Raw genomic sequence first — 20993 nt, 5'->3', positions numbered from 1 at the left:
AGCATTTTTCCGAGCCTTGGTTCGCTGCTCACATCGCTCACATCATTCCTGGTTCCTTGCATGCACACGGTAGTTTTCGGCTGGTTCGGTATCTCGGCCGTCTGGTTCATCCCTCTTCTCTGGCGCATCGTCAAGTCCGTCCTGCCCAACGGCGGCGGCCTGCGCGGTCCCGGCACGATCCGCCTGTGGCTCGGTTTCTTCTGCGTGCTCTTCGCGAGTTGCACGCTCGAAGCCGCCCTGTTCCACTCCTTTGCTTTCGCCACCGACCTGGACCATCTGGGCCATGCATTGTTGAACGCGTTCGCATCCCGCAGCGGGGTGATCAATCCGGAGGGCGCGCTCGCCGTCGGTGCCGGCGCGGCCGTCGTGTTGTTGACCGGCCTGCCGTGGTTCCTCGACTTCCAGTGGCGCGAAGTGCTTGCGTGGGCGAACATCGCATTCGGCTTTGGATTCGATCCCGCCTCCTTCGCGCCCAGGGAACGCGCGGTCCGCGAGAAGCCATCGCGCAAGAAAGCGCCAAGGGAGAAAGCGGAAAGAGCGAGCGGCGTTGCGGGCGCGGCCGCTTCATCGAGCAGGATTTCACCCGATGCACCCCCGCTCGGCATTCCGCCCGTCACACCCCGTCAGGGCAGCCGGTATCAACGCCCGACGGTCTGGCGGCCGCAGCCCGCTCGACGCAGCGATGCCGAACGTCAGGCGCGCGGCCCCGAGACTGCGCGTCCGATAGAACCATCGTTTGGTGAAAGACGGGACCTGCACGGTCGCGGCGCTGGGCCAATCGAACCGCTCGAGCCCGTCGCGCCCGCCGGATGGCTGAAGGCGGACGCAGCGCAAGGGAAGCCTGCGCCGCCTTTGAGCCCGACGAATACGCAAAGTACGCAGCGCCAGGTCGAGACGAACATACCGCGACGTCCGGATGCAACGCGATCGACAATCACCCGCAGCGTGCCGGCCAGTTCCATCGGATCGTCGGCGGCTCGTGCGGCTCAGGCAGCACGCAATTCATCGATGCGGCCATCGGCGAGCACATCGGCGGCGGCTTCGCGCAACAACACCTTCGCGCCTGTCGTCACCAAGGAATCGTTTTTTGCGGTGGCCGCGTCCTCCGCGGGGAACGCGCCCGCGAAGCCCGCCGCGCCGCCGCCGGAACCCGACCGGATCAAGGAGGCGCTGCGCTCTATCGAGCAGACGGCAGCGCAGTGGACGACACGCGCCAATGGCATTCCAAGCGTTACGGCCGGTCCACCGGCTGTGGAAATCCCACCTGCGAGCGTTGCACAGGAACCGGCCACGCCCATTCCTGCCGCGACGCCGACGTTCAGCGCGGCGGGCGAGTACTCACCCGCCGTTCCGACGCACAATGATTTCGGCGCGACACCGGAAGCAGCATCCGCCGATACGCCGCCCGAAGCCCAAGCAAGCGATCTCGATGCTCAACCTGACCCGTTGCCCACCGCATCGATCGATCTGGACGATGCCGTTGACGAACCTGCACCCATCGCGCAACCGGAACCGACGCCGCCCGCCGATATTCCGCCATGGGCCACTCGCCGTGAAGAGTCGCCGGTCGAAGGCATCGAGCACGCTGCAACACCGGCATGGCATACAGCGGCAAGCACGCCCCGCCCTCCCCTGCCGCCAATAAGCGAGATCGAAGAGGAAGCTGAAGTAGAAGACGATCTCGAAGATCAGGCGCCGAATCCATCGAACGTCGTGCATTTCCCCCGCGCGGTTGCGCCTGTGCCTGCGCCCATAACGCAAACCCCGCCGGCGCCCCAGGAGCCGCGCGCGCCGGTCCGTGGTTTCATCGCGACGGAGTTCGAGTTCCATGCGCCGGCGGCATCTGCGGTGGACCTGCCCGGGCTCGATCTGCTCGAAGCTGCGTCCGACGAAGTCGAACCGGTCTCCGAGCAGCATCTCGCCGCTACCGGTCAGTTGATCGAGCAGCGCCTGCAGGAATTCAAGGTGCCGGTCACGGTGGTCGGCGCATCGGCGGGACCGGTAATCACGCGCTTCGAAGTCGAACCGGCGCTAGGCGTGCGCGGCAGCCAGATCGTGGGCTTGATGAAGGACCTGTCGCGCGGCCTTGGACTGACATCGATCCGCGTGGTCGAGACCATTCCCGGCAAGACCTGCATGGGGCTCGAGCTGCCGAACGCCAAACGGCAGATGATCCGGCTTTCCGAAATCCTCGAAGCCGACGTGTATCGCGATTCCAAGTCGTTTTTGACCATCGCGATGGGCAAGGACATCATCGGCAATCCGGTCGTCACCGACCTCGCTCGTGCCCCGCACATGCTGGTCGCGGGCACCACGGGCTCGGGCAAATCGGTGGCCATCAACGCGATGATCCTGTCGCTGCTATTCAAGGCAAAACCAGAAGACGTGCGCCTGATCATGATCGATCCGAAGATGCTGGAATTGTCGGTGTATGAAGGCATTCCGCACTTGCTCGCGCCGGTCGTGACCGACATGAAGCTCGCCGCGAACGCGCTCAACTGGTGTGTTGGCGAGATGGAGAAGCGCTACAAGCTGATGTCGGCTGTGGGCGTGCGTAACCTGCAGGGCTTCAACCAGAAGATTCGCAACGCTGAAGCGGCCGGCAAGAAACTGACGAACCCGTTCTCGCTCACGCCGGATGCGCCCGAACCGCTCGCCAAGCTGCCGATGATCGTGGTCGTGATCGACGAACTCGCCGACTTGATGATGGTCGCGGGCAAGCAGATCGAGCAGTTGATCGCGCGCCTGGCGCAAAAGGCGCGGGCGGCGGGTATCCACTTGATCCTTGCGACGCAGCGGCCATCGGTGGATGTGATCACCGGCCTAATCAAGGCGAACATTCCGACGCGCGTGGCGTTCCAGGTTTCATCGAAGATCGATTCGCGCACGATCCTGGACCAGATGGGCGCGGAATCGCTGCTTGGCGCCGGCGACATGTTGTTCCTGCCGCCGGGCACCGGCTATCCGCAGCGCGTGCACGGCGCGTTCGTGGCCGATGAAGAAGTGCACAGCGTGGTCGAGTATCTGAAGCAGTTCGGCGAGCCGGAGTACGAGGAAGGGATCTTGTCGGGGCCGACGCCCGAAGGCGGCACGCCTGATTTATTCGGCGAGACGCAGGACGCCGAAGCTGACCCGCTTTACGACGAAGCCGTCGCGTTCGTGTTGCGTACGCGCCGGGCATCGATTTCGTCGGTTCAGCGGCAGTTGCGGATTGGCTATAACCGTGCCGCGCGGCTCGTTGAACAGATGGAATCGGCGGGTCTCGTTTCGCCGATGGGAACCAACGGCAATCGCGAAGTGCTCGCGCCGAGCCAGCCGGAATAACGCATCACCACAAGCGCAAGCGCCTGAGCAGGAACAGCGTGACGGCCGCGCAAACCGCCATCACGCCCATCACGACCGCGAACGAATAGTGGTCGTGCGTGCCGGGCAAACCGGCGACGTTCATGCCGAAGATGCCCGAGACGAGCGTCGCGGGCATCAGCAACGCGGACATGATTGCGAGCCACAGCAGCTTGCGGTTGATGTCCTCGGACAGCAGCGCCGCGATCTCGTCCTGCAGCAACTTCGCGCGTTCGTACTGCGCTTCAAGCCCCGCGGCGAGTCCGTTCAAAACCTGGATGGCCTGGATCAAGGTTTCCATCGAGCGCGGTTCGGCCCAGTCGAGCCGCCGCGTCACGAGTTGTGTGAGCGCGTTGCGTTCGGGATCGACAAACCGCTTCACCTCCACCAGCCGCCTTCGCACCGATCCCAGTTCCGCGCGCCAGTTTGAATGGCGGCCGTCGAGCACGCCCTCCTCCACGTCGTCGAGCCGATCACCGATTTCATCGATACGATCCGCAAACGTGTCGTTCAGCGCGCGGATCAAACCCGCGAAGAGATCGACCGTGTCGCGGAACATCGTGCCTTCCAGCACCGCATGGCGCAGCCGGTCAGTCGATTGCAGGGGCTGCGCGCGTACGGTGATCATGCGGTTTCTATCGACGTAAAAGCGCAGCGCGCCCGTTGCCCGGCGCGTGGCCTGCGCATTCGGATCGGCGTCGGGCGTCTCCGCGACGCGCTCCAGATCCGCGACCACGCCGTACATGAAGGTCGATCCCATATGAACGCGCGGCCGCTTGTCCTCGCCGTTCAGGAATTCCCGCGCCACATCCGGCATGGCGGTGACGCCGGTGAGCCAGCTTTCGACGGTGTCGTCGTTGGCGCTCAGGTGCAGCCAGGTCGGGCCATCGCCGACGATCTCCCGGCGTGCTTCGTCCCAGGACAGGCGCAGCGCCTCGGCGCCGGAAAAGCGGAACGCGCAGATGAAGCCAGGCGGCGCCTTCGAGTCGTCGGGCGCTGCGGCATTGGGCCGGTCTGTTTCTTTGCTCGATGCTGTGATGATGTTCAACGGTCGATTCCTTGCATACCGGCAACTGGCGGGCACTGCGGGTTGAAAAACTCTTATTGTGCAAAATCCAGGCCGCGTGGAACGAAAGCGGCCCGGCACATCAATACGATCCAATTACGTTCGGAGATCGTCAGGAAGGCGAAACGAACTTGAAATCGACCGGCGAACCGATTTCGAGTTTCTTCGGATCCGATGCCAGTTCCCCCGTCTCCGGATTGCGCCTGAAGAAGTAGACGCTGTCGCTGTCCTGGTTGCCGACGATCAGCCAACGGCCGGTCGGATCGATGGCGAATTCACGCGGCGTCTTGCCGAGCGTAGAACGCCGGCCAAGCAGTTTCAGATGACCATCGGCGGGATTGACAGCGTAGGTCAGGATCTCATTGACATCGCCGCGATTGGTCGTGTACAGGAAGCGCCCGTCCGGCGACAAATGGATCGCGCCGCCGCCGATCTTTCCTTTGAAACCGGGCGTGGTCATGGCCAAGGTCTGCTTGAGCGTGAGCTTGCCGTCGTTGTAATCGTAGACCATCACCGACGCGTTCATCTCGGTCGTCACGTAAGCATGTCTGGCGGCTTCGTCGAAGATCATGTGGCGCGGTCCCGAACCCGGTTTCACCAGCGTGTAGCGCGATTCGGTCGGACCGAAGAGGCCACGTGTCCCGTCGGGGGTGTATCGGTACGAATACAGCTTGTCCGCTCCCAGGTCCTGCGCAAATAGATAGCGGCCGTCAGGCGAAAACACGGTGGAATGAACGTGCGAATTATCCTGACGTCCGGTCACGGGACCGCTGCCGTCGTGATGAACCGTGAGTACAGACGGCAGGACGCGTTCGCCCTCCAGCGGGAAAACGGCGAAGCTGCCGCCCGGGTTCGACGCCACCGAGTAGTTCGCCGTGAGCAGATACCTGCCGTCAGGGGACAACGCAAGGTACGCGGGATCGTTGCCATCGGACGAGACGCGGTTCACGAAGGTGAGCTGGCCGCTCGCCGGGTCAAACCGGAACGCACTGATGCCGCCGCGCTGCGATGCGGGACCGTTGTCGCCGGGCAATTCGTTGACTGCGTAGACGTGCTGCCTGTCCTTGCTGACCACGAGATAAGAAGGATTCACCGCTTGCGTCGCGGAAAGACGCGTGATGGCGCCGCTGGCGGTATCGAACCGGTAGACATAGATTCCCTCGCTCTTGCCGCTGCCCGTATAAGTGCCGACCAGCAGGTCATATACGCTGCTCTCGGCTGACCCGGCAGGATTCACGGGCGGGTCGGACGCGCTCTGTGCGAACGCTGGGCCCGCTGCCAGGGACAGCCCTATCGTCACGCTCGCCGCGAAACTCTTGACCAGAACATTCATGTTGCGGCATGAAGTTTGCGTGGGGGCGCTACGCGGGGAAGAAGAAGTAAAAACGGAATGCATTGAAACCTCCTGATCGTTCGTTATTACGGCTTGTTTCAGGTTATGTGGCGCGTGATGCATGCCTTCGTCCAACCAATTACAACCAACGTCTCTGTCAAATTTCTATCAAAACAAAGGAGCAATAATGGATATCCATCTGAGCCTCGGTCCGCTGGTCGCGCTCATCGCAGGCATTTTGATCCTGGTCGTACCGCGCCTGCTCAACTTTATTGTTGCAATCTATCTGATCATCATCGGGTTGATCGGCGTGTTCGGATTGAGCGCAACGCATTTTTGACAATGCTGCATGCCCCAGGCGCCGTCTTGCCGCACGCCACCGCGTGAAGCATGGTGAGGTAAGACGGTACTTTGGGATTGAGGTTCCGGCGGGACGCGCGCAACGCCGTGCGAGATCGTGCATAGCGGTCTCGCATCAGGTTGCAGCATTGAAATCAAGAACCCTGGGGGTGCGACCCAGGCTGTACATCACCCGTTGGAAAGCTGCTCGAGGCGCATGCGGCCCTGCAGCGAAAGGCCGCCGACAGCCAGCAAGCCGTTTATATCCCGATGCTGCGTGAAACAATCGCGTTCAATCAGGAACGTCGCCGCGACCTCCATCCCATTTCGCGAGAGGCCAAGATGTTTGTAATCGAGATCGATGAGCGTGGACGTATCGGTGATACGGCTCGCAGCAGACAGGATGGCGATGCAATCGGCTCTCAACGGATTCGGCATGGCTTTCACGTTCGATTTCCTCGAAGACGTCAGGCAAGCGTGGACGCGTGGTGCGATCAGAATCTGCATGCCGGTCGGAAGCTGGCATCGCTCAGGCGCGAACTTTCATTCTAGGCGTTCGTCCACTTTATTTTCAAGTTGAGCTTACATATTCCGTTCGACCGATCGCTTTGAAGTGAACACCAAACTCGCATGCCAACGCACGAAATACGAATGCACTTCATAATCGACCGCTCCAATCGCTTCATCGAAATCAATACCTGCCTATGCCCGCACTGATCGAAGACTACGCCCTGGTTGGCGACGGCCACACCGCCGCCTTGATCTCGAAAGAGGGATCTGTCGACTGGCTGTGCTGGCCGCGCTTCGATTCGGGCGCCTGTTTCGCCGCGCTACTGGGAACGCCCGAAAACGGCCGCTGGCTGATCACGCCTGACCTGCCCGAGGGCGCACCGCCTCCGGTCATCACGCGCAAATATCGCGGCGACACGCTGATCCTCGAAACCGATTTCGAAACGTCCGAGGGCCGGGTCTCGCTCATCGATTTCATGCCCGTTCGCGATGGCCTGTCCGACCTCGTGCGTATTGTCGTTGGCCGGCGCGGCACCGTGAAGATGAAGATGGAACTGGTGCTGCGCTTCGATTACGGCTCATCGATTCCCTGGGTCAGCCGCCTTCCGGACGACAGTGGCATTCGCGCCATCGCCGGTCCCGATTTGTGCGTGCTGCGCACGCCCATCGACCTGTCTGGCGAGAACATGCGTACCGTCGGGGAGTTCACGGTGAGCGAGGGTGAACGCGTGCCCTTCTCGCTCGTTTATTCGCAATCTCACTTGCGCCTGCCGCCCGCCCGCGATCCGCATACGCAGTTCGCACGCACCGAGAATTTCTGGCTCGAGTGGTCCGGCCGCAGCAACCTGGATGGCCGATGGGGTCCGGCGATCCGCCGCTCGCTGATCACGTTGAAGGCGCTCGCCTACGAGCCGACCGGCGGCATCGTCGCTGCACCTACCACGTCGCTGCCGGAGCAGCTTGGCGGAACCCGCAACTGGGATTATCGATACTGCTGGCTGCGCGACGCGACCATCACGCTCCTCGCGATGATGCGCAGCGGCTACTACGACGAAGCCCGCGCATGGCGCGCGTGGCTTGGCCGCGTGATGGCGGGTTCGCCGCAACAGATCCAGATCATGTACGGCATTGCCGGCGAACGGCGCTTGCCCGAATGGGAAGTCGACTGGCTGTCCGGTTACGAGGATTCGAAGCCCGTGCGCGTCGGCAATGGCGCAGTGGACCAGTTGCAACTCGATGTCTACGGCGAAGTCATGAACGCGCTGCACCTCGCACGGGTGGGCGGCCTGCAAAGCGACGACACCGTCTGGTCCATCCAGCGCGCCATGCTCGATCACCTGGATACGGTCTGGCAGGAACCCGACGAAGGCATCTGGGAAACGCGCGGCGGCCGCCAGCAGTTCACATTTTCGAAGGTCATGGCCTGGGTTGCGTACGACCGCGCGATCAAATCGGCGGAACAGTTCGGGCTGGAAGGTCCGCTCGAACACTGGCGCAACCAGCGCACGGTCATCCACGCCGACGTTTGCTCGAAGAGCTGGAATGCATCGATGAATTCGTTCGTCCAGACATACGGCGGCGGCGACCTCGATGCGAGCCTGCTGCTGATTCCGCTGCTCGGTTTCCTGCCGCCGGAAGACCCGCGCGTGATCTCGACGCTCGATGCCATTGAACGCGACCTGACGCACGACGGCCTGGTGAAGCGCTATCACACGGCCGAAGTGCAGGATGGCTTGCCTCCTGGCGAAGGGACGTTTCTCGCGTGCAGCTTCTGGCTCGTCGATAACCTCGCGCTCCAGGGCCGCCTGGAGGAAGCGTTCGCCATGTTTGAACGGCTGGTGGGACTCGCCAACGACGTCGGCTTGCTTGCCGAGGAATACGACACGGTCGCGAAACGTCAGGTCGGCAACTTCCCGCAGGCTTTTTCGCACGTGGCGCTCGTGCACACGGGAATGAACCTGATGAAACACGAGCAAGGCATGGCCAAGGCGACCGGCCAACCTGCGCAGCGTCAGGACAAACCCTCGGAAGCCGTGAGCACAAACGAAAGCGATTCGTAATTTTCAGTCAAAAGTTGACGAGTTTTGCGTGAAAACCAGCGTTTTACTGAGGTAAACGACACGTATGCTGCGTTGCACAAAACGGTGTTCTTGGCTATGATCGGAGAAGGTTTCCGACCGGTCGTTCGGCGAAACAATGCATCCGAAGCCAAACCCCGGCCCCGCCGTTCACCATAGGCGCAGCCGGTTTTACACGGGTAAAACATGCTCTATCAATTTCACGAATTCCAGCGGGCCATGCTGAGTCCGCTTACAGCATGGGCGGAAGCGGCGTCGAAGTCGTTCACCAATCCGTCCAGTCCGCTTTCGTATGTTCCCGGTTCCACGCGTCTCGCGGCCGGCTACGAGCTGCTTTATCGGCTGGGCAAGGATTACGAGAAGCCTGAATTCGAGCTGCATCAGATCGAGAAGAATGGCCACGCCATTCCTATCGTCGAGCAGATCGTGATCGAGAAGCCGTTTTGCCGGCTGATCCGCTTCAAGCGTTTTTCCGACGACAGCGCGACCGTCACGGACCTCAAGACCGAACCTATCGTGCTGGTGTGCGCGCCGCTTTCGGGCCACCACGCCACGCTTTTGCGCGATACCGTCAAAACGCTGCTGCAGGACCACAAGGTCTACCTGACCGACTGGCTCGACGCGCGCATGGTCCCGCTAGAAGACGGGTCGTTCCATCTCGACGACTACGTGGAATACATCCAGGAATTCATCCGCCACATCGGCGCGAAGGACCTGCACGTGATCTCGGTGTGCCAGCCGACCGTGCCGGTGCTCGCCGCCATATCGTTGATGGCAAGCCGCGGTGAAGACACGCCACGGACCATGACGATGATGGGTGGTCCTATTGATGCACGGCGCAGCCCGACTTCCGTGAACTCGCTTGCAAGCGAACATTCCTACGAATGGTTCGAGAACAACGTGATCCACACGGTCCCGGCGAACTATCCGGGCGTGGGCCGCAAGGTCTATCCGGGCTTCCTGCAGCACGCGGGTTTTGTCGCGATGAACCCCGAGCGCCACGTGACCGCGCACTGGGACTTCTATCAGAACCTCATGCGTGGCGACGACGAAGATGCAGAGCAGCATCGCCGTTTCTACGACGAATACAACGCCGTGCTCGACATGGACGCGGATTATTACCTCGATACCATTCGGATCGTCTTCCAGGATTTCCAGCTGGCCGAAGGCACGTGGGACGTGAACGGCGAGCGTGTACGTCCGCAGGACATCAAGCAGACGGCGCTCTTGACCATTGAAGGCGAGCTCGACGACATCTCGGGCAGCGGCCAGACCCGCGCTGCTCACGACTTGTGCACCGGCATTCCAGCCAAGAACAAGCGCCACTACACCGCCGAGAAAGCCGGCCACTACGGCATTTTCTCGGGCCGCCGCTGGCGCACGATGGTGTACCCGCAACTGCGTGAATTCATTCTCTCGCACGACAAGGCGCCGAAGAAGGAAGCAGTTCCCGCCTGAGTCTGGATCGGTCGGATCAGCATGACACCGCACGCCGCGTCCTTACGCGGCGTGTTTCATTGCGGGCGTGACCCCTTCAGTGAGGCGTGCCGAGTCGGATGCATGAGTTTTTGCGCAGGTTGCGTGGGTCAGCGCCGCATCAGGTAGGCGAGCAGCAACTCCGTATTCATCTTGATGATTTCATCGCGTTCCGCGTCAGCGCTGAAATCGAGCCCGAACGTGGCTTCCAGCGTGAACCGGTTGGATACGATGTAATACCCGAGCCCGGACAACGTGATGTAGAAGCGCAAGGGGTCCACGTTATTGCGAAACAATCCGGCTTGTTGACCACGTTCCAGTATCTTCGCGAGCTTCGCGACCACGGGCGAGATGAGCTCGCGGATACGCGTGGAGCCCTTTATATAACGTGCTTCATGGAGGTTCTCGTTATTCACCAGCCGTAATAGCTCGGGGTGCTCACGATAGTAATTCCAGATGAAATGCGCGAGCTGCGTAACGGCTTCGACCGGCGCCACGCCCTCCAGATCGAGCGATTTTTCCGCATCGGTGAGCGCCGTGAACGCATGTTCCAGGACGGCGGTGAACAACTGCTCCTTGCTGCCGAAATAGTAGTAGAGCATTCGCTCATTCGTTTCGGCGCGGCGGGCTATCTGGTCCACACGCGCACCGAACAGGCCTCCCGCCGCGAACTCCTCGGCGGCGGCAAGCAGGATTCTGCGGCGCGTGCCCTCAGGATCTCTTTTGATTTTTGGCTGGTTCATGGTGGCTTCATGATCGACAAACCGCGTTTTGAGAGTAGCGTCATGCATTCCTGTGTCCTAAAGAAGCATGCGATGGATCGGTTGCGCCAACGTGATTGGGAATACCGTCCTGCAGTCAATCTAAAGCGATTTGATTATGTGCACATCGTTGGCCCGTTGGCAATTGGGATTGATTGGGAACAGCTTGAAATTCGGCGATAATGCCGCCTCGGGCACAACGCATCGAAACCAGGCCGAATGCCCCGAACGCACAAATGCGATATCAAAACGAGCGCGAGCATAAGCGCTTGAACATATCCCCACAAGTGGTCGTCGGTTTAGCCGTTTGATCGCTTGAATGCGAATCGTCTGCAGTGTCAGGATGCTTCTCGCATCTTGACCTGTTCGCTTCGTGTCCATCTGATTCATGCGGCCGGCGCCGCCATACCCCAGCCGTTAATGTGACAGCAGTGATTGCAACTTTCCCCACGACCCTTGCTAGCCAGATTGAAGACCTGCTGCCGCAGACGCAGTGCACAAAATGCGGCTACCCCGCGTGCCGGCCGTACGCCGAGGCCATCGCGGCAGGTCAGGCGAGCTATAACCAATGCCCGCCCGGTGGCGAGGAAGGCGTGGCGCGGCTTGCCCGCCTGCTTGGCAAGCCTGTCATTCCGCTGAATCCCGAGAACGGTGTTGAACGGCCGCGGCCGCTTGCTATCATCGACGAAAACCTGTGTATCGGCTGTACGTTGTGCCTGCAAGCGTGCCCGGTGGACGCTATCGTTGGCGCGGCCAAGCAGATGCACACGGTGATCCCCGAGCTTTGTACCGGCTGCGACCTGTGCGTGCCGCCCTGCCCTGTCGATTGCATCGCCATGATTCCAGTCACCGGCGACAAGACCGGCTGGGACGCATGGACGCAGACGCAAGCCGACGCCGCGCGCATCCGGCACGACCAGCATCTGGCGCGGCTCGCGCGTGAACGCGATGCCGCCGAAGCGCGTAAGGCGGCGCGCGTGGCGGGATCGGCCAAGCCAGTCGAACCGGCCATATCCGGCGATCGCGTCGTGAAAACAGCAGCCGCCACGCCGGAAGACGAAGCGCAAGCCAAAAAACGCGCGATCATCCAGGCCGCGATGGAACGTGCGCGCAAGAAAAAGGAAGAACTGGCGAGGCTTGGCGCAGGGCCGAAGAACATCGATTCGGTGAGCCCCGAGGTCCAGGCGCAAATCGACGCAGCCGAAGCCCGGCGCCGCCGCCTAGGTTTGACTGACGCGAACAACGAGCCCGACAGCGACTCCGCAAACGACCCCGACGCCTGATCCGATGAACCCGAAAAAACGCCGCGCGATCTTCGAGACGCTGCAGAGCCTGAACCCGCATCCGACCACCGAGCTCGAGCACAACTCGCCGTTCGAGCTGCTGATCTCCGTCCTGCTCTCGGCGCAAGCCACCGATGTCTCCGTGAACAAGGCGATGCGTCGCATGTACCCGGTCGCCAACACGCCGGCCAAGGTGCTGGCGCTCGGCGAAGAAGGCGTGACGGAATACATCAGGACGATCGGGTTGTATCGGACGAAAGCGAAGAACGTCATTGCGACGTGCCGGATTCTCGTCGAGCAATATGGCGGCGAGGTGCCCGATAACCGCGAGGCGCTCGAAGCGCTGCCGGGCGTCGGGCGCAAGACCGCGAACGTGATCCTGAATACCGCGTTCGGCCATCCGACCATTGCCGTCGATACCCATATCTTTCGCGTTTCGAACCGAACGGGACTCGCGCCCGGCAAGGACGTGCGTGCGGTAGAACTGGCGCTGGAGAAGTTCGTCCCCGACGAATTCAAGCAAGACGCGCATCACTGGCTGATCCTGCACGGGCGTTATGTGTGCAAGGCGCGCGTGCCCGAGTGCTGGCACTGCGCGATCGAACCTTTGTGCGAGTACCGCCCGAAGACGCCGGCGCCCATCGAATAAGCGCTCTGTCCCGGCGCCAAGCGAGCCGCATCGATGCAGCTTAAAATGCCCGTCAGACCACGATTCAGTAAAGCGACACGACCCCATGTTCAACCCCAGCCGCGACGAAGTTCGCCAATTTTTCACCGAAACCTGGCGCAAACAGCGGCAAGGCGGCGTCCTGACGCCGCTTGAAAGCATCGCGGCCGACTGGATTGGCGAGCATCCGGAATACCAGCAGGAACTCGCCGATCCCGACGTCGCCCACGCCGACTACTCGCCGGACCAGGGCAAGAGCAATCCGTTCCTGCACCTGTCGATGCATCTGGCGATCACAGAGCAACTTTCCATCGATCAACCGCCGGGAATTCGCCGCGCGCACGAGCGGCTGGTCGGGCGCCTGGGTTCGACGCATGATGCGCAGCACGCGATCATGGAATGCCTCGGCCAGATCATCTGGGAGGCGCAACGCAACAATACGCCGCCTGACACCGATGCCTATCTTGCGTTGATCGAACAGCGCGCCTCGCGGGATTGAGACGCTGAAGCGTCAAACAAAAACACCTCGCATCAGCGAGGTGTTTCATCACGCGCGATAAACCGGCAAAAAGTTACTTCTTCAGCACCAGATCGCCACTCAGCGATTCGATATACGCCGAGATATCCTTCAAGTCCGCCTGCGACAGGTTCTGCACCTGCGCCGACATGATGGCGTTGGCGCGGCCGAAGTTCGGATTGCCGTTGCCCATCTGGTACTGGCGCAGCGCCCAATAGATGTAGTCGGCGTGCTGGCCCGCGAGCTTCGGATACTCCGCGCTCACCGGCTTGTTCAGGTTCGGCCCGTGGCAGGCTGCGCAATTGTGCGCTTCGGTGAGCACCTTGCCGTTGCTGGCATCGGCGGCGAACGCCGGCTGCATGGCGATCACGCCGGCCAGCGCGGCTGCCGTACATGCTGTTTTCAACACTGTTTCGAGTGCCTTCATGAATTCTCCTATCCCGCGAATTGTGAATGCCGAGTGAGTGCGTCTCGGGCCTGATGCCTTGCATGATCAGGACCAACGCGCAGGATCACTTGTCGGGATTGTTCTTCGAAGAGGGGGTTTGCGCGGCGTAGTACGCTGCAATATCGGCGATATCCTGATCGGTCAGCGTCACCGCTATGCCGTGCATGGTCTCGAAATGGCGATCGCCCTTCTTGTAGGCTTGCAGCGCGTTCTCAATGTAGCGGGCGCTCTGGCCGCCGAGCATGGGCACCCGGTACACCTCGGGATACGCGGTGCGATAACCGGGAATGCCGTGACACCCGATACACATCGCAACCTTGCCCTGGGCCGCTTTCGCGTTGCCCACGACATCGGCGGATGCCTGGGTCGCGAAGCCGGCAAGCCCCGACAGCGCTGCGATCACGGCACATTTGCCGACGAATTTATTCATAGCTTCTAACCTGGCATGAGGGGAAATCCGGCACCTTGTAAAGGCCTGGCGTTCCGGGACTTTCTCGGGACTGATCAATCGGCCGTGCTTCCTGTGCTTCCAGCGCGCAGCCTGAGGCACGTCTGATTGACAGCCACACGGGCCAAAAAAATCGCGCTAATTGTACCGCGCGGCCTACCCTGCGTCCACAGGCCGCGGCGGGAAGGTCTGCACCGCGCAAAGCCTTGCCAATCAAGGCCCGGCGGCCTGCGACACTGTGTCCAATGGACATCCTGAAAATGCCCGAATACCGGGTATTTGGGCGCTCAATGGCAAAACGGCATCTGACTTATACTGCAATTTTCCCTCTTCGAGAGATGCGTCATGCGTTTTGAAGGCTCATCGCAGTACGTCGCCACAGACGACCTGAAGCTCGCTGTCAACGCCGCAATCACGCTGCAACGCCCGCTTCTGATCAAGGGCGAACCCGGCACCGGCAAGACCATGCTGGCGGAGGAAGTGGCGGCCGCGCTCGGCATGCCGCTCTTGCAATGGCACATCAAATCGACCACGAAAGCGCAACAGGGCCTGTACGAATACGACGCTGTTTCGCGTCTGAGGGACTCACAGCTTGGCGACGAACGCGTGAAGGACATCCGCAACTACATCGTGAAGGGAGTGTTGTGGCAGGCCTTCGATGCCGACGTGCCGACCGTTTTGCTGATCGATGAAATCGATAAAGCCGACATCGAATTCCCGAACGACCTGTTGCGCGAACTCGATCGCATGGAATTTTATGTGTACGAGACGCACGAGCTGGTTAAGGCGAAACACCGGCCGCTCGTGATCATCACATCGAACAACGAAAAAGAACTGCCGGACGCGTTTTTGCGCCGCTGCTTTTTCCACTACATCAAGTTCCCCGAACCCACGACGATGAAGCAGATCGTTGAAGTGCATTTTCCGGGCATCAAGGAAGAACTGGTTGCGGCCGCCATGCAAAGTTTCTTCGAGTTGCGCAACGTGTCAGGACTCAAGAAGAAGCCCTCGACGTCCGAGCTGCTCGACTGGCTGAAGTTGCTGCTGGCGGAAGATATCGGTCCCGAAGCGCTGCGCTCGAGCGATCAGAAGCAAATCATCCCGCCGCTGCATGGCGCGTTGCTGAAAAACGAACAGGACCTGAGCCTTTTCGAGCGGCTCCTGTTCATGAACCGCAACAACCGTTGAGCGGACGCCGGTCATGCTGATCGACTTCTTTTATTCGTTGCGCAACGCCAAGCTGCCGGTTTCGGTCAAGGAATACCTGACCTTGCTCGAAGCGTTGAAGGCGCAGGTGATCGGGCCGTCTATCGACGAGTTTTATTTTCTTGCGCGCATGACACTGGTCAAGGACGAGAAATACTTCGATAAATTCGACCAGGCTTTCGGCACGTATTTCCACGGCATTGCCGCACTCGATGAAACCGCGCTAGACATCCCGCTCGACTGGCTGAAGAAAAAGCTCGACCGGGATTTCACGCCCGAAGAGAAACGGCAGATCGAGGCGCTCGGCGGTATCGACAAGCTGATGGAGCGCCTGAAAGAGCTTTTCGAAGAGCAAAGGGAACGGCACGAAGGCGGCAGTAAATGGATCGGCTCGGGCGGCACGTCGCCCTTCGGCAATGGCGGATTCAATCCGGAAGGCATTCGCATTGACGGCGACTCCGCCGGAAACCGGAGTGCGGTCAAGGTCTGGGATGAGCGCGCTTACAAGGACTACGACGACCAGGTCGAAATCGGTACGCGCAATATCAAGGTCGCGTTACGGCGTCTGCGCCGGTTTGCGCGCGAAGGCGCCGCCGATGAGCTCGATCTCCCCGATACCATCCGCAGTACCGCCGCAAATGCCGGCTGGCTCGATCTGAAAATGGTGCCGGAGCGCCACAACAATGTGAAAGTCCTGATGCTGCTTGACGTAGGCGGTTCAATGGACGATCACATCAAGCGCGTGGAAGAATTATTTTCGGCGGCGAAATCCGAGTTCAAACATCTCGAGTTCTATTATTTCCATAATTGCGTCTACGATTATCTGTGGAAGAACAACAAGCGCCGGCATGGCGAACGAACTGCCACGTTCGACGTTTTGCACAAGTTTTCGCCTGATACCAAGCTGATCTTTGTCGGCGATGCCACCATGAGCCCATACGAAGTCATGCAACCAGGCGGTTCCGTGGAATATAACAACGCCGAAGCCGGCGCGGTCTGGCTCAGGCGCCTCGCCGACCAGTTTCCGCGTTTCGCGTGGCTCAATCCCGAACCGGAAAGGCTTTGGGAATACCGGCAATCGGTATCGGTCATCCGGCAGATCCTGGGCGGTCGCATGTACGGCCTGACGCTGGCCGGGCTTGAAAGCGCGATGCGTGCGCTTTCCAAATAAATCAAATCGGGTCCCAAGTGGCACGGCCACTTCTTTTCACACTGTCCCTGCCCTTTCAGCCTCTCGGCGCGTACGATCCGCGCGAAACGTCCCTGAGAGGCTTTAAATGAATCCGTCCGCCACGGCTTTGCGGCCATTCGCCGATTCGTCGCTGTCAGCCATGGTCGCGGGATTTGTCGCGATGATGACCGGCTATACCAGCTCCCTCGTCCTGATGTTCCAGGCCGGGCGTGCCGCGCATTTATCCGATGCGCAGATTTCCTCCTGGATCTGGGCGCTCTCCATTGGCATGGCGCTGTGCACGATCGGCCTGTCGCTCAAGTTCCGCGCGCCGATCGTGATTGCGTGGTCCACGCCGGGCGCAGCACTGCTCGTGACGTCGCTGCCGAACGTGCCCTATGCGGATGCGATCGGCGCGTTTATCGTCTGTGCGGTCCTGTTGACGGTTGTCGGCCTGACCGGCTGGTTCGATACCCTCATGCGCAAGATCCCTGCAGGCATCGCGGCGGCTTTGCTGGCGGGCATCCTGTTCGAGATCGGCATCGAAATCTTCAGGGCCGCGCAGTTCCAGACAGCCCTCGTGCTGGCAATGTTCTTCACCTATCTCATCGTCAAGCGCCTCGCGCCCCGCTACGCCATCCTGACGACGCTCGTGGTCGGCATCGTCGCCGCCGGAACCCTCGGCCTGCTCGATTTCAGCCAGTTCCACGTCGCGCTGGCGCACCCGGTCTTCACCATGCCGCACTTCACGTTCGCGGCGGCGGTCAGTATCGGCATCCCGCTTTTCGTGGTGGCAATGGCCTCGCAAAACGTGCCCGGCATCGCCGTGCTGCGCGCGGATGGCTATGACACGCCATCGGCGCCATTGATCGCGACAACGGGCATTGCGTCGCTCCTGCTCGCGCCGTTCGGCTCGCACGGCATCAACCTGGCCGCGATCACCGCCGCCATCTGCACCGGGCCGGAAGCGCACGAGAACCGCTCCCGCCGATACATGGCGGCCGTCTGGTGCGGCATTTTCTATCTGGTCGCCGGCATCTTCGGGGCCACCATCGCGGCGCTGTTCGGGTCGCTGCCGAAGGCGCTGGTAGTCTCGGTCGCGGCGCTCGCATTGTTCGGCTCGATCATGAGCGGTCTCACCAACGCCATGCAGGACATTCGCCAGCGGGAAGCAGCGCTTGTCACGTTCATGGTGACGGCGTCGGGGCTCACGCTTTTCTCGATAGGATCGGCGTTCTGGGGTCTTGTCGCCGGCATCGTCACGCAGATTGTGCTTAACGCGCGCCGGGCGTAAATTCAGGGTGTCGACGCGAAATGTTCACAGCGTCAGCGTGTAATGGCTTGGTGGACCGTGTGCGCCGCGCCGGAACCTCTGCCAGCTCGGGCACTCGAATTGCAGCGGGAAACACCGACGCCTGCGCCAAATTGCGCAGCAGGACTAGAATGTCATTCTTGTGCGAGACAATTGCCAGAAGGTTTGGCGCCGCGGCATCACGCGCGGTCTCGCAACCTCCTTTCAACGCGGGCAATCCGCATCTTTGACAACGGCACAACGCGCCGAGGACCAGATATGACATCCGCTCTCGACCAGCTCAAGCAATACACCACCGTCGTCGCCGATACCGGCAACTTCCAGCAACTCGGCGAATTCAAGCCGCAGGACGCGACCACGAACCCGTCGCTGATCTTGAAGGCCGTCCAGAACGACGACTACAAGCCGCTGCTCGAAAAGACCGTCAAGGATCACGCGAGCAAGTCTACGGGTCACATCATCGACCAGTTGCTGGTGGCGTTCGGCAAGGAAATCCTGAAGATCGTCCCGGGCCGCGTGTCCACTGAAGTCGATGCACGTCTTTCGTTCGACACGAAGGCTTCCGTCGACAAGGGCCGCGAGATCATCAAGCTGTACGAAGATGCGGGCATCGACCGCAAGCGCATTTTGATCAAGCTCGCGTCCACGTGGGAAGGCATCCGCGCCATGGAAACGCTGCAGAAGGACGGCATCCACTGCAACATGACGCTCCTGTTCGCACCGGTGCAAGCAGCGGCTGCAGCGGACGCGGGCGCGCAACTGATCTCGCCGTTCGTCGGCCGTATTTACGACTGGTACAAGAAGTCGGCGGGCGCGGACTGGGACGAAGTGAAGATGGGCGGCGCGAACGATCCGGGCGTGCAGTCGGTGCGCAAGATCTACGCGTACTACAAGAAGTTCGGCTACAAGACCGAAGTGATGGGCGCGAGCTTTCGCACGGTCAATCAGATCACGGAACTGGCCGGCTGCGATCTGCTGACCATCAGCCCGGATCTGCTCAAGAAGCTTGCCGAGAGCAATGACAAGGTTGAGCGCAAGCTGTCGCCGGAAGCCGTTGCAAACGACAAGGTCGACAAGATCAACGTCGATGAGTCGAGCTTCCGCTTCCTCCTGAACGACGACGCCATGGCGACCGAAAAGCTCGCTGAAGGCATTCGCGGTTTCGCTGCCGATGCGGTCAAGCTCGAAAAACTGATCGAAGCGCTGAAGTAATTTGGCGGCTGCAATACAGAGACTACGTGTCCAGAAACGGGCGCCGGCGCTATTTCGCCGGCGCCTTTTTTTGTGCAGACCGAGTCGGCACGGGGGTTTTTAGGCCATGAGCGTGGGCTAGACTTTTGAGGCGGGCGGAGGGCCGCCCATCAATGAAGGAGTGCCAATGCGTCTCGAACCCTACCTGTACTTCAACGGCCGCACGGAAGAAGCGCTCATGTTCTATCAGCACGCGATTGGTGCGGAAACCTTGTCAGTATTGCGTTTCGAGGATTCTCCCGAGAGCGTCAACGCAACGCCCGAATGGAAGCACAAGATCATGCACTCCACGTTCAGGATAGGCTCGAGCATCATCATGGCGTCGGATGGCGTGAACGCAGCACCGCAGGTGTTCTCGGGATTCGCCATCGCGATCGTCGCTGACGACGACGAATCGGGCCAGCGCATGTTCGACGCGTTAAGCGTCGGCGGGAACGTCCGGATGGCCTGGCAACCGACCTTCTGGAGCAGCGGTTTCGGCATGATCTCCGACAAGTTCGGCATACCGTGGATCGTGAGCGTGATGGACGATCTGGGCGGTTGATTCCTCGAGACACCACTTACCGGTGAAACGGTTGCGCACCTTCGAGGTTCCACTGCCGCTCTATTTCAATCAGCCGCAAGCGCAGCCGGTCCACCTGTTCCGCGAGCCGCTTCGCAAGCCAGTACGGGCCCTGCAACTCCGGTGCGAGGTCGGCGGCAATGCCGGCGGTCCGCTCCAGCCTCGCGGCGGCGGCGGGTGACCCGGTCGCCGCATGCAGCAGACCGACACGGCCGAACCGCAACGCACGCGCCATCAGCAACAAGGTATGACGCACGGCGCGCTCTTCGGCGTGACCGCTGGCGGCAAGTCCGGGGGCATTGTCCGGCATAGCGGACGCCATCATTTCCAGCGCGGTGATGATCGAACGATGCTGGCGCTGGATATCCTCCAGAACAGCAAGCGGCGCGTCGATCTCTTTTGCAACCGACGCCAGCAGCGAACGCGATGAAACCAGCCGCGAGTTCATCGTGGCGAACTGCTTCGTCAAGGCCTCAACGGAGATGCGCCGGCCTTCCACGATCGCGCTATAGATCCGTGCGCTGTCGCGCATGTTGTCGGCGAGCCGATAACGCCATGAATACGTGGCGTATTGCGGCAGCACGAACGAGAACGCCAGCGCGATCACTATGCCGATCAGCACGGTCAGGGTGCGCCACAAGCCGACATCGATAGACAGATTCCCGTGCCCCGCCACGATCACCGTGGTGATGCCCGTGAGCAACGCGATATACCCCGGCTTGCCGATGGCGTGATACGCGCACACGCCGGCAATTACAGCCAGCAGCACGAAGGTGATCATGGTCGAGTGGGTGACCGATTGCAGCAGGATCAGCCCAAGCCCGAGCGACGCGCCAAGCAGCGTTCCCACCGCGCGCTCCGCCGCCTTCTTGCGGATATTGCCGTGATGCTGCAAGCCGCCGATCACGACGAGCAAAGTCACCGTGGACCATTCGCCGTGGGGAATATCGATGCCCGACGTCAGCGCAATCGACGCAAGCAGCGCCAGCGCCACGCGCGCGGCGTGGAGGTACTTGGCGTGGCGGTATCGAAAATACGGTGAGCCGAGCACGTGCAGCGTGCGGCGCGTGTGGCTTCGGAGGGGCTTCGACGGTTCGGTTGCGGACATGCGGTTCCGGTGAAGAGATGAACAACGCGCTGACGATAATGCTGACAATAACGCTGCAATAAGGCCGCAGCCGGAAAAAGAAAACGCCCGCAACATCCGTTACGGGCGTTTCGCC

At 61.0% G+C, this 20993-nt stretch carries 20 protein-coding genes; 13 read left to right on the top strand and 7 right to left on the bottom strand.

The features are described 5' to 3' along the window. Positions 1-60 precede the first annotated feature (60 nt). Complete coding sequence (locus AXG89_RS10945; RefSeq protein ID WP_062169676.1) at positions 61-3324, top strand: FtsK/SpoIIIE family DNA translocase; 3264 nt, start codon at positions 61-63, stop codon at positions 3322-3324. A 4-nt stretch (positions 3325-3328) separates the two neighbouring features. Here the strand turns inward: AXG89_RS10945 and AXG89_RS10940 are convergent, their stop codons facing one another. Together AXG89_RS10940 and AXG89_RS10935 are read right to left on the bottom strand one after the other, a co-directional pair. After that, positions 3329-4390 carry a transporter gene (locus AXG89_RS10940; protein WP_236873328.1) on the bottom strand — a complete coding sequence of 354 codons (1062 nt, stop codon included), beginning with the start codon at positions 4388-4390 and terminating at the stop codon, positions 3329-3331. A 130-nt stretch (positions 4391-4520) separates the two neighbouring features. Then, positions 4521-5741, bottom strand: a complete 1221-nt coding sequence (locus AXG89_RS10935) for a lactonase family protein (protein WP_062169674.1) — start codon at positions 5739-5741, stop codon at positions 4521-4523. 187 nt (positions 5742-5928) lie between these two features. On the opposite strand from AXG89_RS10935, the gene AXG89_RS10930 reads away from it, so the two are divergent. Next, positions 5929-6081 (top strand): DUF3096 domain-containing protein, encoded by a 153-nt coding sequence (locus AXG89_RS10930; protein ID WP_075360510.1) that lies wholly within the window; start codon positions 5929-5931, stop codon positions 6079-6081. A gap of 188 nt (positions 6082-6269) precedes the next feature. On the opposite strand, the gene AXG89_RS10925 is transcribed toward AXG89_RS10930, so the two are convergent. Continuing rightward, on the bottom strand, positions 6270-6518 hold the full coding sequence (locus AXG89_RS10925) for a hypothetical protein (RefSeq protein WP_062170531.1): 249 nt from the start codon (positions 6516-6518) through the stop codon (positions 6270-6272). Between the two features lie 266 nt (positions 6519-6784). Here AXG89_RS10925 and AXG89_RS10920 point away from each other — a divergent pair, with 266 nt between their 5' ends. Further along, complete coding sequence (locus tag AXG89_RS10920) at positions 6785-8650, top strand: glycoside hydrolase family 15 protein (RefSeq protein ID WP_062169673.1); 1866 nt, start codon at positions 6785-6787, stop codon at positions 8648-8650. A 204-nt stretch (positions 8651-8854) separates the two neighbouring features. Further along, positions 8855-10126, top strand: coding sequence for a polyhydroxyalkanoate depolymerase (locus tag AXG89_RS10915; protein ID WP_061998962.1), 1272 nt, complete (start codon positions 8855-8857; stop codon positions 10124-10126). 128 nt (positions 10127-10254) lie between these two features. Here AXG89_RS10915 and AXG89_RS10910 read toward each other — a convergent pair whose 3' ends face one another. Then, positions 10255-10785 carry a TetR/AcrR family transcriptional regulator gene (locus AXG89_RS10910; protein ID WP_231941366.1) on the bottom strand — a complete coding sequence of 177 codons (531 nt, stop codon included), beginning with the start codon at positions 10783-10785 and terminating at the stop codon, positions 10255-10257. On the opposite strand from AXG89_RS10910, the gene AXG89_RS43005 reads away from it, so the two are divergent. The 4 genes from AXG89_RS43005 to AXG89_RS10890 all read left to right on the top strand — a co-directional run bounded on the left by AXG89_RS43005 (position 10690) and on the right by AXG89_RS10890 (position 13354). Then, positions 10690-11088: a hypothetical protein gene (locus AXG89_RS43005; protein WP_231941396.1), complete on the top strand. Its 399-nt coding sequence runs from the start codon at positions 10690-10692 to the stop codon at positions 11086-11088. The genes AXG89_RS10910 and AXG89_RS43005 overlap by 96 nt on opposite strands. Before the next feature lie 248 nt (positions 11089-11336). Further along, entirely contained in the window at positions 11337-12188 is an 852-nt protein-coding gene (gene rsxB / locus AXG89_RS10900) for an electron transport complex subunit RsxB (protein WP_062000772.1), read from the top strand. A gap of 4 nt (positions 12189-12192) precedes the next feature. After that, positions 12193-12837: an endonuclease III gene (gene nth / locus AXG89_RS10895; RefSeq protein WP_061998961.1), complete on the top strand. Its 645-nt coding sequence runs from the start codon at positions 12193-12195 to the stop codon at positions 12835-12837. A gap of 85 nt (positions 12838-12922) precedes the next feature. Next, positions 12923-13354 (top strand): DUF1841 family protein, encoded by a 432-nt coding sequence (locus AXG89_RS10890; RefSeq protein ID WP_061998960.1) that lies wholly within the window; start codon positions 12923-12925, stop codon positions 13352-13354. A gap of 73 nt (positions 13355-13427) precedes the next feature. On the opposite strand, the gene AXG89_RS10885 is transcribed toward AXG89_RS10890, so the two are convergent. After that, the gene (locus AXG89_RS10885; RefSeq protein WP_061998959.1) at positions 13428-13799 is read right to left on the bottom strand and encodes a c-type cytochrome; all 372 of its coding nucleotides are present in this window, start codon (positions 13797-13799) and stop codon (positions 13428-13430) included. Between the two features lie 85 nt (positions 13800-13884). Beyond that, positions 13885-14250, bottom strand: a complete 366-nt coding sequence (locus AXG89_RS10880) for a c-type cytochrome (protein WP_056352325.1) — start codon at positions 14248-14250, stop codon at positions 13885-13887. Between the two features lie 363 nt (positions 14251-14613). Here AXG89_RS10880 and AXG89_RS10875 point away from each other — a divergent pair, with 363 nt between their 5' ends. The 5 genes from AXG89_RS10875 to AXG89_RS10855 all read left to right on the top strand — a co-directional run bounded on the left by AXG89_RS10875 (position 14614) and on the right by AXG89_RS10855 (position 19752). Next, a complete protein-coding gene (locus AXG89_RS10875) occupies positions 14614-15456 on the top strand; it encodes an AAA family ATPase (RefSeq protein ID WP_062169669.1) in 843 nt (280 codons plus the stop codon). A gap of 13 nt (positions 15457-15469) precedes the next feature. After that, positions 15470-16645, top strand: coding sequence for a vWA domain-containing protein (locus AXG89_RS10870; protein WP_062169667.1), 1176 nt, complete (start codon positions 15470-15472; stop codon positions 16643-16645). Between the two features lie 106 nt (positions 16646-16751). Continuing rightward, positions 16752-17939, top strand: a complete 1188-nt coding sequence (locus AXG89_RS10865; protein WP_062169665.1) for a benzoate/H(+) symporter BenE family transporter — start codon at positions 16752-16754, stop codon at positions 17937-17939. Between the two features lie 276 nt (positions 17940-18215). Then, on the top strand, positions 18216-19169 hold the full coding sequence (tal, locus tag AXG89_RS10860) for a transaldolase (protein ID WP_062169663.1): 954 nt from the start codon (positions 18216-18218) through the stop codon (positions 19167-19169). 166 nt (positions 19170-19335) lie between these two features. Then, on the top strand, positions 19336-19752 hold the full coding sequence (locus AXG89_RS10855; protein ID WP_061998954.1) for a VOC family protein: 417 nt from the start codon (positions 19336-19338) through the stop codon (positions 19750-19752). Positions 19753-19768: 16 nt separating this feature from the next. On the opposite strand, the gene AXG89_RS10850 is transcribed toward AXG89_RS10855, so the two are convergent. Then, positions 19769-20878 carry an FUSC family protein gene (locus AXG89_RS10850; RefSeq protein ID WP_062169662.1) on the bottom strand — a complete coding sequence of 370 codons (1110 nt, stop codon included), beginning with the start codon at positions 20876-20878 and terminating at the stop codon, positions 19769-19771. Positions 20879-20993: the final 115 nt, after the last annotated feature.

The sequence above is a fragment of the Burkholderia sp. PAMC 26561 genome, from assembly GCF_001557535.2.
Taxonomy (GTDB): domain Bacteria; phylum Pseudomonadota; class Gammaproteobacteria; order Burkholderiales; family Burkholderiaceae; genus Caballeronia.
Note: the sequence above shows the minus strand (reverse complement) of the source record. Positions and strands in the feature narration are given on the sequence as shown.

Excerpts from the sequence above, each read along its gene's own strand:
- AXG89_RS10945 (WP_062169676.1), top strand. The coding sequence starts at position 61 with ATGCACACGGTAGTTTTCGGCTGGTTCGGTATCTCGGCCGTCTGGTTC.
- AXG89_RS10935 (WP_062169674.1), bottom strand. The coding sequence starts at position 5,741 with ATGAATGTTCTGGTCAAGAGTTTCGCGGCGAGCGTGACGATAGGGCTG.
- AXG89_RS10930 (WP_075360510.1), top strand. The coding sequence starts at position 5,929 with ATGGATATCCATCTGAGCCTCGGTCCGCTGGTCGCGCTCATCGCAGGC.
- AXG89_RS10925 (WP_062170531.1), bottom strand. The coding sequence starts at position 6,518 with ATGCCGAATCCGTTGAGAGCCGATTGCATCGCCATCCTGTCTGCTGCG.
- AXG89_RS10920 (WP_062169673.1), top strand. The coding sequence starts at position 6,785 with ATGCCCGCACTGATCGAAGACTACGCCCTGGTTGGCGACGGCCACACC.
- AXG89_RS10915 (WP_061998962.1), top strand. The coding sequence starts at position 8,855 with ATGCTCTATCAATTTCACGAATTCCAGCGGGCCATGCTGAGTCCGCTT.
- AXG89_RS43005 (WP_231941396.1), top strand. The coding sequence starts at position 10,690 with ATGTTCCAGGACGGCGGTGAACAACTGCTCCTTGCTGCCGAAATAGTA.
- nth (WP_061998961.1), top strand. The coding sequence starts at position 12,193 with ATGAACCCGAAAAAACGCCGCGCGATCTTCGAGACGCTGCAGAGCCTG.
- AXG89_RS10890 (WP_061998960.1), top strand. The coding sequence starts at position 12,923 with ATGTTCAACCCCAGCCGCGACGAAGTTCGCCAATTTTTCACCGAAACC.
- AXG89_RS10885 (WP_061998959.1), bottom strand. The coding sequence starts at position 13,799 with ATGAAGGCACTCGAAACAGTGTTGAAAACAGCATGTACGGCAGCCGCG.
- AXG89_RS10880 (WP_056352325.1), bottom strand. The coding sequence starts at position 14,250 with ATGAATAAATTCGTCGGCAAATGTGCCGTGATCGCAGCGCTGTCGGGG.
- AXG89_RS10875 (WP_062169669.1), top strand. The coding sequence starts at position 14,614 with ATGCGTTTTGAAGGCTCATCGCAGTACGTCGCCACAGACGACCTGAAG.
- AXG89_RS10870 (WP_062169667.1), top strand. The coding sequence starts at position 15,470 with ATGCTGATCGACTTCTTTTATTCGTTGCGCAACGCCAAGCTGCCGGTT.
- AXG89_RS10865 (WP_062169665.1), top strand. The coding sequence starts at position 16,752 with ATGAATCCGTCCGCCACGGCTTTGCGGCCATTCGCCGATTCGTCGCTG.
- tal (WP_062169663.1), top strand. The coding sequence starts at position 18,216 with ATGACATCCGCTCTCGACCAGCTCAAGCAATACACCACCGTCGTCGCC.
- AXG89_RS10855 (WP_061998954.1), top strand. The coding sequence starts at position 19,336 with ATGCGTCTCGAACCCTACCTGTACTTCAACGGCCGCACGGAAGAAGCG.
- AXG89_RS10850 (WP_062169662.1), bottom strand. The coding sequence starts at position 20,878 with ATGTCCGCAACCGAACCGTCGAAGCCCCTCCGAAGCCACACGCGCCGC.